Source organism: Brevundimonas sp. (assembly GCF_032107865.1).
Lineage (GTDB): Bacteria > Pseudomonadota > Alphaproteobacteria > Caulobacterales > Caulobacteraceae > Brevundimonas.
The window spans coordinates 1-14,527 of record NZ_DAMCNG010000057.1; the positions used below are offsets into that span (position 1 = coordinate 1).

Sequence of the window (14,527 nt, forward strand, 5' to 3'; positions counted from 1 at the left end):
CGTGGCGCGCCAGCACCCAGCCCCAGCGCACCATGCGAAAGGCCGCGCCGACCGGATGGCGGACCGGCTGCGCCTCAGGCGTCGGCGGCGGGGCGTTGAAGGTCAGCCGGCTCAGATCGCCCACCCATGGTGGATGGCGGCGATCCCGCCCGACAGATTGGTGACGCTGACGCGGCTGAAGCCCGCCTCCTCGATCATCCGCTTGAAGGTCTGCTGATCGGGGAAGCGGCGGATGCTCTCGACCAGATACTGGTAGCTGTCGCGGTCCTTAGCGACCAGCTGGCCGATGCGCGGAATGGCGTGGAAGGACCAGGCGTCATAGGCCTTTCTCAGCGCGCCGGTCGTGGGGCGCGAAAACTCCAGACAGATGAAGCGCCCGCCCGGCTTCAGCGCGCGGCGCGCCTCGCGCAGGGCGCCCGCCACGTCCGACACATTGCGGATGCCGAAGCTGATCGAATAGGCGTCCAGGCAGGCGTCGGGGAAGGGCAGTTTCATGGCGTCGCCGACGCCCCAGGCCATCTCGGGCTCGCCGCCCTTGGCCACGCCGTTCAGGATCATCTCGGCGTTGTAGTCCATGACGATGACGGTGGCGTCCTCGCCGCCGCGCCGTTCCTGGGCCGCGCGGGCCATCTTGGAATAGCGGCGGGCCATGTCGCCGGTGCCCCCGGCCATGTCCAGCACCACCTCGCCCGGCCGGACGTTCAGCTTGGCCGCCGTCGCGTCCTTCCAGATGCGGTGCACGCCCGCGCTCATCAGGTCGTTCATCAGGTCGTAGTTGGAGGCGACGGAGTTGAACACGCCGCGCACCATCTGCACCTTTTCCTTGGCGTCCACGTCGCGGAAGCCGAAGGAGGAGGTCTTGCCGGAAGCGTTGGAGGAGGGATCGGCCTGGGTCATGGATGGGGGTGTAACGCCTCCCGTCGCCGCCGTCATCCGGGGAAGCGTCGCATCTGACGCAGGCTTGCGGCTTGTCGCGCCTCGGGGGCCGCGATACGCCTGACGAAAGCATAAGGAGACGCTCATGACCGCCGCCCTCGACGTGACCGAAGTTCTGGCGGGCCTGCCCGACTGGCGCCGCGCCGACGATCCGCGCCCGGCCATCGCGCGCACCCTGCGCTTCGCCGATTTCAACGCCGCCTTCGGCTTCATGACCCGCGTCGCCCTCTTGGCCGACAAGGTCGACCATCATCCGGAGTGGTCCAACGTCTACAACCGCGTCGAGGTGCTGCTGACCACCCATGACGCCGACGGGGTGACCGAACGCGACGTGGCGATGGCCCGCTTCATCGACGCGGCGGTCAAGGGTTTGGTCGAGTGACGGGCGGGCGCGTCGCGGGCAAGGCGGCCCTGATCACCGGCGCCGCCGGCGGGCTGGGCCAGGCCATGGCTCGGATGCTGGTCCGCGAGGGCGCCAGGGTGGCGCTCAGCGATCTGGACCTGAACGGCGTCCGCGCTCTGGCCGAGGCGATCAACGCCGACCACCCCGGCACGGCCTTCGCCTATGAGCACGACGTCACGCGCGAGGACGACTGGGTCCGCGTCGTCGGCGCGGCGGTCGAGGATATGGGCGGCCTCAGCATCCTGGTGAACAACGCCGGGATCGGCGGCCAGCTGTTGTGGGCCGAGCAGGACACGCTGGAGAACTGGCGCAAGGTCCAGGCGATCAATCTGGAATCCGTCATGCTGGGCTGCAAGCACGCTATGGCGCCGCTGCGGGCCTCGGGCGCGGGATCGATCGTCAACATCTCATCCATCGCGGGACTGGCGGCGGCGCCGGGCATGGGCGCCTATAACGCCACCAAGGCGGCGGTCTGGCTCTACACCAAGACGGTGGCGCTGGAGGCGGCCAAGGCGGGCTGGAACGTGCGCGCCAACTCGGTGCATCCGGTCTTCATCAAGACGCCGATCCTCGATCCCTTCGTCGCCATGGCGGGCGGGGACGAAGCGGGCGCGCACGAGAAGCTGGCGCGCGGCATTCCGCTGAAGCGCATCGGCGAACCGGACGACGTGGCCTATTGCGTGCTCTACCTGGCCTCGGACGAGTCCAAGTTCGTGACGGGCGCCGAGTTCAAGATCGACGGCGGGATGACGGCGCAGTAGCGCTGCCTGCCTCCCTCCCCCATCGAGGGGGGAAGGGAGCGAGCGCGGCTTGGCCCTCTCATACGAATGGGCCAAAACACGCTCCATGACCGTCCGTCTCGCCATCAAGCTGACCCCGCGCGCCTCTGCCGATCGCATCGACGGCTGGGACGTCGATCCCGACGGTCGCCCGGTGCTGAAGGTCCGCGTCCGCGCCCAACCGGTGGAGGGCGAGGCCAACGCCGCCCTGATCGCCTTCCTGGCCAAGGCCCTGGGCGTGCCCAAGCGCGACGTGACCCTGGCGCGCGGCGGACAGTCGCGGCTGAAAATGATCGAGGTCGAGGGTCTGGACGACGCCCAGGCCCGCGCCCGTCTACCCAGCGCCTGAACTCGAGCCTGACTTTGCCGCGAGCGGCGGCTTTTAAAGCTTTACCCTGACGGAAACTGGCGATTGTATACGCGCCGTTGTCTGCCCGCAGTTCGCGGGCGCGAGGGGGCTCGCCCATGTTGTTCAGTCGCCTGCGGGGTCCAAGCCTCGCTGTTCTCACCTGCGCGCTCGGCGCGCTCAGCCTGTCGGCCTGCGCCACGACCGGCGACGCTGCGCCCAAGACCGAGACGGCTTCCGCTTCGTCGTCCTCCAAGGACCGCACGATGGCGCCGGGTCTGGACGGCTGGGCCAACACCGACCCCTATCCCTCGACCTATCGCGGCCTGCCGCGCCAGAACATGGCCATCGTCGGCGCGACGGTGCTGACCGGCGCGGGCCAGAAGATCGAGGGCGGCGTCGTCGTCGTCACCGACGGCCGCATCGCCGCTGTCGGCGACGCGAACACCCCGGTCCCCGCAGGTCACCAGGTGGTGGACGCGCGCGGTCGCTTCGTCACGCCGGGCATCATCGACATCCATAGCCACCTGGGCGTCTATCCTTCGCCCGGCGTCATGGGCATGAGCGACGGCAACGAAGCCACCAACCCTAACACCGCCCAGGTCTGGTCCGAGCACTCGATCTGGCCCCAGGATCCCGGCTTCAACACCGCCCGCGCGGGCGGGGTGACGACGGTGCAGATCCTGCCCGGCTCGGCCAATCTGTTCGGCGGTCGCGGCGTGACCCTGCGCAACGTCCCCTCGGTGACGATGCAGGGGATGAAGTTCCCGAACGCCCCCTACGGCCTGAAGATGGCCTGCGGCGAGAACCCGTCGCGCGTCTACGGCTCGCGCAACACCTCGCCCGCCACCGGCATGGGCAATGTGGCGGGCTATCGCGCCGGCTTCATCGCCGCGCGCGACTACAAGGCCAAGTGGGACAAGTGGCGCGAGACGGGCGAGGGCACGCCCCCGACCCGCAACCTGCAGCTCGAAACCCTGGCGGGCGTTCTGGACGGGTCGATCCTGATCCAGAACCACTGCTATCGCGCCGATGAAATGGCGGTCATGCTCGATGTGGCCAAGGAGTTCGGCTACAAGATCACCACTTTCCACCACGCGGTCGAGGCCTACAAGATCGCGCCGCTGCTGGCCCGTGAAGGCGTCTGCGCCGCCATGTGGACCGGCTGGTGGGGCTTCAAGATGGAAGCCCTGGACGGCATCGAGGAGAACGCCGCCCTGACCGACGCGCCCCAGGGCTCGTGCGCCGTCATCCACTCGGACGACGCCGAACTGATCCAGCGTCTGAACCAGGAAGCCGCCGCCGCCCTGTCGGCCGGTCGCCGCGCTGGGATGAACATTTCCGAAGAGCACGCCATCAGCTGGATCACGCTGAACGCCGCCCGCTCCATCGGCATCGACAAGGAGACCGGCTCTCTCGAGAACGGCAAGCGCGCCGACGTGGTGATCTGGAGCGCCGATCCCTTCTCGATCTACGCCCGCGCCGATCAGGTCTTCATCGACGGCGGCCTGGCCTTCGATCGCCAGAACCCCGCCTTCCAGCCCGTGTCCGATTTCGAACTGGGCCAGCCCGGCTTCGGCCAGGCCGCCGCCGGCGTCGCCCAGGGAGCTCGCTGAACCATGCGTATCAAAACTCTGCTTGCGGGCGCCCCGATTGCTTTGGCCGCGGCTCTCGCCCTGACCGGCCCCGCCCTGGCGCAGGACGTCGCCATCACCGGCGGCCAGGTGCTGACCGGAACCTCGGTGATCGAGAACGGCACGGTGGTCATCCGCAACGGCAAGATCGTCTCGGTCGGAACCGGCGCGGCGCCGGCCGGTCTGCGGGTCATCGACGCGCGCGGCAAGATCGTCACCCCCGGCTTCGTCGCCGTCGATTCCGGCCTGGCCGGGACCGAGGTCGGCTCGGTGCGGGGCTCCAATGATCTGTCGAACAACGCCAACACCCTGACGGCGGCCTTCGACCTGTCCTACGGTCTGGATCCCTGGTCCTTCACCCTGCCGACGGCCCGCCTGGGCGGCGTCACCCGCGCGGTGGTCACGCCCCAGCACGCGGGCTCGGGCGGCGGTCACAGCCATGACGACAGCGATTTCGCCGGAGCCGGTCACGGCGGCTATCAGTCGCCGGGCCTGTTCGCCGGTCAGGCGGCGGTCATCAAGCTGGGCGGCGCCGACATCCTGGTGAAGCCGCGCGTGGCCATGGTCGCCCCGTTCGGCGAGGCCGGGAAGGGCGTGGCGGGCGGGGCGCGCGGCGCCGAGTTCGTCCTGTTCAAGGAAACCATGGCCGAGACGCGCCTCTATGCGCGCAACAAGGCGGCCTATGACCGGGCGGCGCTGCGCGACCTGTCCCTGTCGCGCGCCGACCTGGAGGCCCTGATCCCAGTGGCCAATGGTTCGATGCCGCTGATCGTCACCGTCAACCGCGCCTCGGATATCCAGCAGGTGCTGCGGCTGGCGCGCGAGGAAGGGCTCAAGATCATTCTCGACGGCGCCGCCGAAGGCTGGCTGGTGGCCGATGAGATCGCGGCCGCCAACGTGCCGGTCCTGCTGCACCCGATCACCAACCTGCCCTCGAACTTCGAGATGCGGGCGGCGCGGATGCAGAATGCGGCGGCGCTGAACGCGGCCGGCGTCGTCATCGCCATCAAGGGCAATGAGGGTTCGGCCCACCGCGCCCGCGACATCCGCTACAACGCCGGCAACGCCGTCTCGCACGGCCTGCCTTTTGCGGCGGCCATCCAGGCGATCACGGTCAACCCGGCGCGCATCTTCGGCTTCGGCGGCCAGTTCGGCGAACTGAAGGCCGGGGCGGCGGGCGACGTCGTGGTCTGGTCCGGCGACCCGCTGGAGCCGTTGAGCCAGCCCTCGGCCGTGCTGATCGACGGGGTGGATCAGCCGCTGCAGGCGCGCAACCTGCTGCTGCGCGACCGCTATCGTACCGGCGGCGAGGGAGCCATGCCGCCCGCCTACGGCAACTGAGGCTTCGAGCCTGACAGGGGAAGGGCGCTGCGGGAGACCGCAGCGCCCTTTTTCGTTTCGTGATCTGAAGCCTTCCCCTTCAATGGAGGAGGGCTTCGGCAGGCAAAAGAAAACGCGCCGGACAGTTTCCCATCCGGCGCGCTTCAATGCTCAGCGTGACGCCTGCCCTTAGCCCAGGGCGGCCATCAGTTCCGGCACGGCGGTCTTGTAGTCGGCGACCAGGCCGTAGTCGGCGATCTGGAAGATCGGGGCGTCGGCGTCCTTGTTGATCGCGACGATCACCTTGGAGTCCTTCATCCCGGCCAGGTGCTGGATGGCGCCCGAGATGCCGATGGCGATGTAGAGGGCCGGGGCCACGACCTTGCCGGTCTGGCCGACCTGGTAGTCGTTGGGGGCGTAGCCCGCATCGACCGCCGCGCGCGAGGCGCCGACGGCGGCGCCCAGCTTGTCGGCCAGGGGGTCCATGACGGCGTGGAACTCTTCGGCCGAGCCCAAGGCGCGGCCGCCCGAGACGACGATCTTGGCGGCGCTCAGTTCAGGGCGGTCCGACTTGACCATTTCCTCGGAGACGAAGGCGGTCTTGGGCGCTTCGCCGGCGGCGACGCTCTCGACCGGGGCCGAGCCGCCTTCACCGGCGGCGGCGAAGGCCGTCGGGCGCACGGTGATGACCTTCTTGGCGTCGGCCGACTGGACGGTCTCCAGGGCGTTGCCGGCGTAGATCGGACGCACGAAGGTATCAGCCGAGACGACTTCCACGATGTCCGAGATCGGCGCCGAGTCCAGCTTGGCGGCGATGCGCGGCGCGAAATTCTTGCCGTCGGTGTTGGCCGGGGTCAGGATGGCGTCGTAGCCAGCGGCCAGCGGCAGGACGGTGGCCTCGACAGCCTCGGCCAGACCGTGAGCGACAGCGTCGCCCTCGGCCAGCAGGACCTTGCGCACGCCCGAGATCTTGGCGGCGGCGTCAGCCACGGCCTTGGCGTTCTTGCCCAGGACCAGAACGTCCACGTCCGACGAGAGGGCCAGAGCCGCCGTCACGGTCTTGTGGGTGGTGTCGCGAACAACCGAACCGTCGTGGTCGGCGATGACGAGAACGGCCATTACAGAACCCCTGCGTCTTTGAGTTTGGAAACCAGCTCGGCCGCGTCGGCGACCTTGACGCCCGCCGAACGCTTCGGCGGCTCCGTCACCTTCAGCACCTTGAGGCGATCCGCGACATCGACGCCGTAGTCGGCGACCGCCTTCATGGCGATCTCCTTCTTCTTGGCCTTCATGATGTTGGGCAGCGACGCATAGCGCGGCGTGTTCAGGCGCAGATCGACCGAAACCACGGCGGGCAGTTCAGTCGCCACGGTTTGCAGACCGCCGTCGACTTCTCGGGTGACGACAGCCTTGCCGCCGTCGATCACCAGCTTGCCGGCGAAGGTGGCCTGCGGCCAGTCCAGCAGAGCGGCCAGCATCTGGCCAACCGCGTTGTTGTCGCCGTCGATCGACTGCTTGCCCAGCAGCACCAGATCCGGCTTCTCCTCGTCCACGACCGCCTTCAGCACCTTGGCGACGGCCAGCGGCTCCAGGTCCGTATCCGACTGCACCAGGACGCCGCGATCCGCGCCCATGGCCAGGGCGGTGCGGATGGTTTCCTGCGCCTGGGTCACGCCGATGGAGACGACGACGATTTCCGTCGCCGTGCCTGCGGCATGGTGTTCCTTGCCTTCCTTCAGACGCACGGCCTCTTCGACGGCGATCTCGTCGAAGGGGTTCATGCTCATCTTGACGTTGGCCAGGTCGACGCCGGTCTGATCCGCCTTGACGCGGGCCTTGACGTTGCTGTCGATCACCCGTTTCACCGGGACGAGTACCTTCATGAGCCTATCCACTTGGTCATCGAAATGTCGGTCGAGGGATTGGACCGATGAAACCGACCTGTCAACGTAACGCTACGTGAACTGCGGTCGTGTCGCGGACGCATTTTTGATCTATTGAGACGAGCATGAAACGCTTCCTGACGATCCGGCGCCTCAGCTTCATCTTCTTCAGCCTGTTTGCGGTGACGCTGGCGGGGGTGTTCATCCTGCAGCGTTTCTGGGTCGATCCGGGCGATCGCTGCACGGCCAAGGGCTATTGGTACGATCTGGAGACGCGCATCTGCGCCCAGCCCATCTACATCCCCGACATCACCGGCCGCCCGGCCGGGACGACGCGCGCCGAGGCCTCGAACAAGGCCAATCAGGAGCTGCTGGTCCTGGAAGACCAGGTCAACGCCCAGAAGCGCGCCCGCGCCGCCGCCACCGAGGCCGAGCGTGAACGGGTGAACGCCCTGCGGTCGCAGTAGGCGCGCGCCTCAGCGCGTCGCGCCGGGCCGCCACAGGACATCGCCCGCGCCGTTGGCGTTGGCGCGGCGGGCGGCGACGAACAGCAGGTCCGACAGGCGATTGAGATAGCGCACCGCCTCCGGGTTCACCTGCTCGCCCGATTCGACCAGGCGCACAGCCTCGCGCTCGGCCCGACGGCAGACCGTCCGCGCCAGGTGCAGGTGCGCCGACAACGGCGAGCCGCCCGACAGGATGAAGCTGTCCAGCGGCTTGAGGCTCTCGTTCATCCAGTCGATCTCGGATTCCAGCCGCTCGACCTGGGAGGCGATGATGCGCAGGGCCTCCCACTTGGGCGCAGGCTCCATCGGCGTGGCCAGATCGGCGCCAAGATCGAACAGCTCGTTCTGGATGCGGCCCAGCATGGCGTCGATGCGGTCGTTCTGGCCGCTGTTCAGGCGCGACACGCCGATGACGGCGTTCAGTTCATCCACCGCCCCATAGGCCTCGACCCGCGCATCGGTCTTGGACACCGGCGCGCCCGAAGCCAGGCGGGTCTGCCCGGCGTCGCCGGTGCGGGTGTAGATCTTGTTCAGCGTCACCATGGCGCGCCCTCCCCTATCTCATGCTTTGTCTTGCCGGCCGCGCGTCAGCCCGCGTGGGTGCGCTTCAGCCACATGCCGATCATCAGCAGCAGCACCGCCACCGCCTGAAGGATGATGCGCAGACGCATCAGCTTGTTCGAGCGGACGCCTGCCCCCTCGCCGCCCTTGTTCAGGTTGTAGAGGCCGAAGCCCAGGGTGACGACGACGCCGGCCACGGCGATCAGGATCAGAATGTCGATGAGGTCCATGCCCGCTTCTTAGGCCCGCCCGCCATCCCGCGCCAGACGTGTCGAAACGGGGGCGCAATTGCGACCTATTCGCACACCCCCATTGCGTTGAGAATGCGAACGCTGTTGAGAGGCGTTCTCATTTTTGAAGGCTCCCTCTCCGAATGTCCTGCTTCCGCTCATCACGCCGCTCGTCCTTGCTGGCCGCCACCGCCCTGATGACCGTCGGCGCCGGCGCGCCCGCCCTGGCTGACGAAGCCGCGGCGACGATGGAGCAGACGCACAAGGTCGCCGACGTCGTGGTCACCGCCTCGGGCTTCGAGCAGAAGATCACCCAGGCGCCCGCCTCGATCAGCGTCCTGCCGCGCGAAGAAATCGAAGAGATCCGCGCCACCTCGATCGCCGAGATCCTGAACAACATTGAGGGCGTCGACACGGGTTCGGGCGTCGGCAAGACCGGCGGCCAGACCATCAACATCCGCGGCATGGGCTCGGACTACACCCTGATCCTGATCGACGGCCGCCGCCAGAACACGGCCGGCAGCGTCACGCCCAACGGCTTCGGCGAGACCTCGACCAGCTTCCTGCCGCCGGTCTCGGCCATCGAGCGGGTCGAGGTCGTGCGCGGCCCGGTCGCCACCCTCTACGGCTCGGACGCGATGGGCGGGGTGGTCAACATCATCACCCGCAAGGTCGGCGACGCCTGGACCGGCTCCGCCTCGGCCAACTACACGCTGCAGGGCGACGACGAGTTCGGCGATTTCTGGGGAATCAACGGTTACGCCTCAGGGCCGCTGATCGCCGACCGTCTCGGCCTGGCCCTGCGCGGCTCGTGGTCCGAACGCGAACAGTCGGACCTGAAATACCGCGACGTGAACGGCAATGAGGTCGACGTCACTGGTTTCGGCCGCAGCGCCACCGCCTATGAGATTTGGACCCTGGGCGCCCGCCTCAGCCTGACGCCGAACGCCGACCATGACCTATGGCTGGACGTCGATGCCGCCAGCCAGTGGTATGACAACGCCAAGGGCCAGATGGGCACCAACACCGTAGCGGGCGGCTACAAGGACTTCCTGGAGTTCAACCGCGAGCAATACCTGCTCGCCCATAACTGGCGTCTCGGCTTCGGTACGCTGGAATCGACCCTGTCGCACAACAAGACCGAGACGCTGGGCCGTCTGATTCCGCGCGGCGTTCCCGGCGCCGGCGATGATCGCACCCTGGAGACCACGACCACCCTGTTCGACACCAAGCTGAACAGCCAGTGGCGCAACCACACCTTCACCGTCGGCGGCCAATATATGGACGCTGAAATGACCGACGGCGTGGCGGCCGGCAACTTCACCTTCGAGCAGTGGGCCCTGTTCGCCGAGGACGAATGGCGGCTGCGCGACGACCTGGCCCTGACCGTCGGCCTCCGCTACGACGACCACTCCAGCTTCGGCGACCACGTCAGCCCGCGCGCCTATCTGGTCTGGAACGCCAACGAGCAATGGACCCTGAAGGGCGGCGTCAGCGGCGGCTACAAGACCCCGCGCCTGGAACAGCTGACCCCCGGCATCAACGGCTTCGGCCGCCAGGGCGCTTTGCCGCTGATCGGCAGCCCCGGCCTGACCCCGGAAACCAGCGTGGCCTATGAGTTCGGCGTCTATTTCGACAACGGCTCGACCTTCCGCGCCAACGCCACCGTCTTCCGCAACGACTTCGAGGACAAGATCGCCTCGGGCCAGCCGATCGCCAACTGCACCTTCGGCCTGACCCAGGCCCAATATGACGCTGGCGACTATTCCAAGACGGGTTGCGCCGATGTCGGCTTCTGGTCGGCGATCAAGGAATTCGGCCAGAGCGTGAACATCGACGAGGCCACGACGCAGGGCCTGGAAGTCGCCGCCCGCTGGCGCTTCGCCGAGGCCTGGAGCCTGCACGGCAACTACACCTACACCGAGAGTGAACAGAAGACCGGATCGCAGGCCGGCCAGCCCCTGACCGACACGCCCGAGCACATGGTCAACGCCCAGTTGCGCTGGCAGGCGACCGACCGCCTGTCGACCTGGCTGCGCGGCGAGTACCGCTCGGAGCGCTGGCGCGGCGCGGGCGCCGCTCGCGACGCCTTAGGCGACTTCAAGGCCTATGAGCTGTTCCACATCGGCGGCTCGTACGAGGTCAATGACCGCGTGACGGTCAACGCGGCGATCTACAACCTGTTCGACAAGGACTTCGTCCGCCTGGCCCCCTACGGAACGCCCGTCGCCTATTCGCCGGAATACGCCAACAACCAGGAACCGCGTCGTCTTTGGATGTCGGTGACGACGACCTTCTAAACCCCTCTTCAGTTTCCTCCCCGACTGACCGGGCCGCCTCCCTTGGGATGCGGCCCGTTTTTTGACCTGCGCCAAACTAAGCCGTTGGTCACCTTTGGCTGGCAGGGTGGCCGTCATGACTGATCGCGCCATCCGCAATCTTGAACATCTGCGCCGCACCGCCTCGACCGCGCGCGTGCTGAACCTGCTCAAGGTCTATGACGAGCACGGCGACAGCGAGGACTGGGCCGAGCACCCCATGTTCCGCAACCCGGCCCTGAACCGCGCCCTGATCATCAAGCACCGGCTGCGGCGCAATGAGACCGACGCCTTTCCAGGCCGCCGCCAGGTGGCGACCAAGATCGTGGTGCCGATCGACAGCACCGACCTGAAGACCGGCGGCCGCTTCATCTTCGTCAACCAGATCGGCTTCGAGCGCGCCATGCACGAAGCCTTCGGCATCGATCCCGATCACCCGGACCTGAAGACGCTGCGGCTGATGGACCAGCTGCCGTCGCTGGACCCCTTCCTGTTGCGCGAACAGCTGCGGCGCGGCGGCGTGGACGCGGCGCCCTGCTACTTCGCCCTTAGCGAGGCCGACCTGGAGCGGATGCAGGAGTTCGTCCAGAAGGAGATCGAGCCCCTGGTCACGCTCAGCATCGGCGACGGCGTCGTGGCCGCCGGATCGACCGCCCGCATGGCGTCGAAGATCCTGTCCAACGCCCCCGGCGACCGGCTGGACGCCCTGCGGCTGACGCTGAAGCTGGAGCCGGAACAGTATCAGGAAGGCGTCTTCTGCTGGAAGGGCTTCCTCTACTACAAATGGGCGCTGACCAGCCTGATGGCGGACATCGTGCACGTCGCCGACGAGGTGGGCACGGTCAAGTCGGTCGGCCCCAGCGACCAGGCCGCCAAGGACTACATCACCCGCGGCCGGGCCGTGCTGCGCGGCCGCATCATGAAGACCTGCGAGGAAGTCAGCCGCACCCTGCGCTACTACGACGACGCCTATGCGGGACTGACGCGCGAGGGCAACCCAGTGGCCTTCCGCGACTTTCTTCTGGAGGCGCCCGCCCTGTTCACCCGTCTGGGCGACCAGCTGGGGGCAGTGCAGCACATCGTCAGCTTCTGGCGCTTTCGTTTCAGCCCCAAGGCGCCGCCGGTGGGGGTGGAGGAGTTGATCGACATCTTCATGGACTTCGAAACCGGCCTGATGGGCCGCGAAGCCGACGCCTACGATCCGCGCGACGCGGCGTAGGCGCAAAGAAAAACCCCGCGCCGTCGCCGGCGCGGGGTTCTGTCTTTCAGACCTGCGGCAGGTCTTAGTAGCGGTAGTGTTCCGGCTTGAACGGGCCTTCGACCGGCACCGAGATGTAGTCGGCCTGGTCCTTGCTGAGCGTCGTCAGCTTGGCGCCCAGCTTGGCCAGGTGCAGGAAGGCGACCTTCTCGTCCAGGTGCTTGGGCAGGGTGTAGACCTGGTTCTCATAGGCGGTGGCGTTGGTCCACAGCTCGATCTGGGCCAACGTCTGGTTGGTGAACGAGGCCGACATCACGAAGGACGGGTGGCCCGTGGCGTTGCCCAGGTTCACCAGACGGCCTTCCGACAGCAGGATGATCTTCTTGCCGTCCGGGAACTCGATGTGGTGGACCTGATCCTTGATCTTGTCCCACTTGAAGTTCTTCAGGCCCGCGACCTGAATCTCGCTGTCGAAGTGACCGATGTTGCAGACGATGGCGTTGTTGCGCATGGCGCGCATGTGCTCGACGCGGATGACGTCCTTGTTGCCCGTCGTGGTGACGAAGATGTCGGCCTTGTCAGCGACGTCCTCGAGGGTCTGGACCTCATAGCCTTCCATCGCCGCCTGCAGGGCGCAGATCGGGTCGATCTCGGTGACGATCACGCGGGCGCCGCCGTTGCGAAGCGAAGCCGCCGAGCCCTTGCCCACGTCGCCGTAGCCGCAGACCACGGCGACCTTGCCCGACAGCATGACGTCGGTGCCGCGACGGATGGCGTCGACCAGCGATTCACGGCAGCCGTACAGGTTGTCGAACTTCGACTTGGTGACGCTGTCGTTGACGTTGATGGCGGGGAAGGGCAGCTCGCCGCGCTCGGCCATCTGATACAGGCGGTGGACGCCCGTGGTCGTCTCTTCCGACACGCCGCCGATGGCGTCGCGGATGGCCGAGTAGAAGCCCGGCTTTTCCTTCAGATAGCGCTTCATGACCGAGAAGAGGGCTTCCTCTTCCTCGTTCTGCGGGTTGTCGAGGACGTAAGCGTCCTTCTCGGCCTTCGGGCCCAGCACGCACAGCAGGGTGGCGTCGCCGCCGTCGTCCAGGATCAGGTTCGGATAGCCGCCGTCGGCCCATTCGAAGATCTTGTGGGCGTAGTCCCAGTACTCCACCAGGGTCTCGCCCTTGAAGGCGAAGACCGGCGTGCCCGACGCCGCGATGGCGGCGGCGGCGTGGTCCTGGGTCGAGAAGATGTTGCACGAGGCCCAGCGCACTTCGGCGCCCAGGGCTTCCAGCGTCTGGATCAGAACCGCCGTCTGGATGGTCATGTGCAGGCTGCCGGCGATGCGGGCGCCCTTCAGCGGCTGAGCCGCGCCGTATTCCGCGCGCAGCGCCATCAGGCCCGGCATCTCGGTTTCGGCGATGGCGATTTCCTTGTTGCCGAAATCGGCCAGGGTGATGTCGCGGACGATGTAGTCGGTCATGCAGAAATATCTTTCGGCCACTGTCGAAGGTCGCCGTCGCTATAGCGCGGTGCGACGGCATGAGCAATCAAGACATAAGGATGTCTTTATATGAGCGGCTGTTCGCCTGAATCGCAGGCGTCCCGACCAGTTAAGGGAATCTACGCAATCCGGGCTTAACCCGGCCAATACCCTCTTGGTGACAAGGGGTATTAAGGGCTCTCCCCCGCCCTGCCGTTGAAACGAGTTTGCGTCATGGCTTCCCACGAGATCGACCGTCGCATGAATTTCATGGGACTGGGTCGGCCGTCCGCCGGTTACAGCGCCATCTCCCCCCTTCTGCGCCGCAACGCGCCCCTGGCCCTGGCCGCCTTCTACGACAAGGTGCGCGCCGAGCCCGAGACCCGCCGCTTCTTCCGTGACGAAGGCCACATCACCGCCGCCAGCAACGCCCAGCAGCGCCACTGGGACGCCATCATCGACGGCCGCGCCGATGAAGACTACGCCGCCTCGGTGCGCACCATCGGCCGCGTCCACGCCCGCATCGGCCTGGAGCCGCGCTGGTACATCGGCGGTTACAGCGTCATCCTGGCCCATCTGACCCGCGCCATCATCGAGCGGCCCAAGAAGCTGTTCGCCAACCGCCGCGAACACGACCGCATCACCGCCGAGGCCGTGGCCGAGCTGAACCAGCGGGTCATGCTGGACATGGACCTGGCCATCTCCATCTACCTGGACGCCCTGCAGGAAGAGCGCGACCGCGTGCAGGCCGAACACGCCGCCGCCGAAGCGCGCCAGGCCGAGGTCGTGCGCGCCCTGGGCGCCGCCCTGCACAGCCTGGCCGACAACGATCTGTCGGTGACCATCCCGGACGTCTTCCCCGAGGAATACCGCTCGCTTCAGAACGACTTCCACGCCGCGACCCGCGCCCTGCGCACCGCCGTGCGGGCCGTCGCC

At 67.3% G+C, this 14,527-nt stretch carries 15 protein-coding genes; 9 read left to right on the forward strand and 6 right to left on the reverse strand.

Annotation, left to right across the window (positions count from 1 at the left end):
- Positions 1-111: 111 nt before the first annotated feature.
- Positions 112-897 (reverse strand): class I SAM-dependent methyltransferase, encoded by a 786-nt coding sequence (locus RT567_RS07035; protein ID WP_313575319.1) that lies wholly within the window; start codon positions 895-897, stop codon positions 112-114.
- A 124-nt stretch (positions 898-1,021) separates the two neighbouring features.
- Between RT567_RS07035 and RT567_RS07040 the strand changes: the two genes are divergently transcribed.
- The 5 genes from RT567_RS07040 (at position 1,022) to RT567_RS07060 (ending at position 5,439) form a co-directional block, all read left to right on the forward strand.
- Positions 1,022-1,318 carry a 4a-hydroxytetrahydrobiopterin dehydratase gene (locus RT567_RS07040; RefSeq protein ID WP_040346303.1) on the forward strand — a complete coding sequence of 99 codons (297 nt, stop codon included), beginning with the start codon at positions 1,022-1,024 and terminating at the stop codon, positions 1,316-1,318.
- Positions 1,315-2,100 carry an SDR family oxidoreductase gene (locus tag RT567_RS07045; protein ID WP_313575321.1) on the forward strand — a complete coding sequence of 262 codons (786 nt, stop codon included), beginning with the start codon at positions 1,315-1,317 and terminating at the stop codon, positions 2,098-2,100. Before RT567_RS07040 ends, RT567_RS07045 begins: the two co-directional genes overlap by 4 nt.
- An 85-nt stretch (positions 2,101-2,185) precedes the next feature.
- On the forward strand, positions 2,186-2,467 hold the full coding sequence (locus RT567_RS07050; RefSeq protein WP_313575323.1) for a DUF167 domain-containing protein: 282 nt from the start codon (positions 2,186-2,188) through the stop codon (positions 2,465-2,467).
- A 116-nt stretch (positions 2,468-2,583) separates the two neighbouring features.
- Positions 2,584-4,080 (forward strand): amidohydrolase, encoded by a 1,497-nt coding sequence (locus RT567_RS07055; protein WP_313575325.1) that lies wholly within the window; start codon positions 2,584-2,586, stop codon positions 4,078-4,080.
- A gap of 3 nt (positions 4,081-4,083) precedes the next feature.
- Entirely contained in the window at positions 4,084-5,439 is a 1,356-nt protein-coding gene (locus tag RT567_RS07060; RefSeq protein WP_313575326.1) for an amidohydrolase family protein, read from the forward strand.
- Between the two features lie 168 nt (positions 5,440-5,607).
- Here the strand turns inward: RT567_RS07060 and RT567_RS07065 are convergent, their stop codons facing one another.
- Positions 5,608-6,537, reverse strand: a complete 930-nt coding sequence (locus tag RT567_RS07065) for an electron transfer flavoprotein subunit alpha/FixB family protein (RefSeq protein WP_313575328.1) — start codon at positions 6,535-6,537, stop codon at positions 5,608-5,610.
- Positions 6,537-7,301, reverse strand: a complete 765-nt coding sequence (locus RT567_RS07070) for an electron transfer flavoprotein subunit beta/FixA family protein (protein ID WP_313575330.1) — start codon at positions 7,299-7,301, stop codon at positions 6,537-6,539. Before RT567_RS07070 ends, RT567_RS07065 begins: the two co-directional genes overlap by 1 nt.
- 125 nt (positions 7,302-7,426) lie before the next feature.
- On the opposite strand from RT567_RS07070, the gene RT567_RS07075 reads away from it, so the two are divergent.
- Entirely contained in the window at positions 7,427-7,768 is a 342-nt protein-coding gene (locus tag RT567_RS07075; protein ID WP_313575332.1) for a hypothetical protein, read from the forward strand.
- Positions 7,769-7,777: 9 nt separating this feature from the next.
- Here the strand turns inward: RT567_RS07075 and RT567_RS07080 are convergent, their stop codons facing one another.
- Both RT567_RS07080 and RT567_RS07085 read right to left on the reverse strand, forming a co-directional pair.
- Entirely contained in the window at positions 7,778-8,350 is a 573-nt protein-coding gene (locus RT567_RS07080) for a cob(I)yrinic acid a,c-diamide adenosyltransferase (RefSeq protein WP_313575333.1), read from the reverse strand.
- A 44-nt stretch (positions 8,351-8,394) separates the two neighbouring features.
- Positions 8,395-8,598, reverse strand: a complete 204-nt coding sequence (locus tag RT567_RS07085) for a twin transmembrane helix small protein (protein ID WP_313575335.1) — start codon at positions 8,596-8,598, stop codon at positions 8,395-8,397.
- A gap of 176 nt (positions 8,599-8,774) precedes the next feature.
- Between RT567_RS07085 and RT567_RS07090 the strand changes: the two genes are divergently transcribed.
- On the forward strand, positions 8,775-10,898 hold the full coding sequence (locus RT567_RS07090) for a TonB-dependent receptor domain-containing protein (RefSeq protein WP_313575337.1): 2,124 nt from the start codon (positions 8,775-8,777) through the stop codon (positions 10,896-10,898).
- 115 nt (positions 10,899-11,013) lie between these two features.
- The gene (locus RT567_RS07095) at positions 11,014-12,135 is read left to right on the forward strand and encodes a hypothetical protein (protein WP_313575339.1); all 1,122 of its coding nucleotides are present in this window, start codon (positions 11,014-11,016) and stop codon (positions 12,133-12,135) included.
- A 64-nt stretch (positions 12,136-12,199) separates the two neighbouring features.
- Here the strand turns inward: RT567_RS07095 and ahcY are convergent, their stop codons facing one another.
- Complete coding sequence (gene ahcY, locus RT567_RS07100; protein ID WP_313575341.1) at positions 12,200-13,591, reverse strand: adenosylhomocysteinase; 1,392 nt, start codon at positions 13,589-13,591, stop codon at positions 12,200-12,202.
- Between the two features lie 234 nt (positions 13,592-13,825).
- On the opposite strand from ahcY, the gene RT567_RS07105 reads away from it, so the two are divergent.
- Positions 13,826-14,527: protoglobin domain-containing protein (locus tag RT567_RS07105; protein ID WP_313575343.1), on the forward strand; the 702-nt coding region annotated here is incomplete at its 3' end.

What these genes read in the sequence shown, in the direction of transcription:
- RT567_RS07035 (WP_313575319.1), bottom strand. Translation starts at nt 897, where the DNA reads ATGACCCAGGCCGATCCCTCCTCCAACGCTTCCGGCAAGACCTCCTCC.
- RT567_RS07040 (WP_040346303.1), top strand. Translation starts at nt 1,022, where the DNA reads ATGACCGCCGCCCTCGACGTGACCGAAGTTCTGGCGGGCCTGCCCGAC.
- RT567_RS07050 (WP_313575323.1), top strand. Translation starts at nt 2,186, where the DNA reads ATGACCGTCCGTCTCGCCATCAAGCTGACCCCGCGCGCCTCTGCCGAT.
- RT567_RS07055 (WP_313575325.1), top strand. Translation starts at nt 2,584, where the DNA reads ATGTTGTTCAGTCGCCTGCGGGGTCCAAGCCTCGCTGTTCTCACCTGC.
- RT567_RS07060 (WP_313575326.1), top strand. Translation starts at nt 4,084, where the DNA reads ATGCGTATCAAAACTCTGCTTGCGGGCGCCCCGATTGCTTTGGCCGCG.
- RT567_RS07065 (WP_313575328.1), bottom strand. Translation starts at nt 6,537, where the DNA reads ATGGCCGTTCTCGTCATCGCCGACCACGACGGTTCGGTTGTTCGCGAC.
- RT567_RS07070 (WP_313575330.1), bottom strand. Translation starts at nt 7,301, where the DNA reads ATGAAGGTACTCGTCCCGGTGAAACGGGTGATCGACAGCAACGTCAAG.
- RT567_RS07075 (WP_313575332.1), top strand. Translation starts at nt 7,427, where the DNA reads ATGAAACGCTTCCTGACGATCCGGCGCCTCAGCTTCATCTTCTTCAGC.
- RT567_RS07080 (WP_313575333.1), bottom strand. Translation starts at nt 8,350, where the DNA reads ATGGTGACGCTGAACAAGATCTACACCCGCACCGGCGACGCCGGGCAG.
- RT567_RS07085 (WP_313575335.1), bottom strand. Translation starts at nt 8,598, where the DNA reads ATGGACCTCATCGACATTCTGATCCTGATCGCCGTGGCCGGCGTCGTC.
- RT567_RS07095 (WP_313575339.1), top strand. Translation starts at nt 11,014, where the DNA reads ATGACTGATCGCGCCATCCGCAATCTTGAACATCTGCGCCGCACCGCC.
- ahcY (WP_313575341.1), bottom strand. Translation starts at nt 13,591, where the DNA reads ATGACCGACTACATCGTCCGCGACATCACCCTGGCCGATTTCGGCAAC.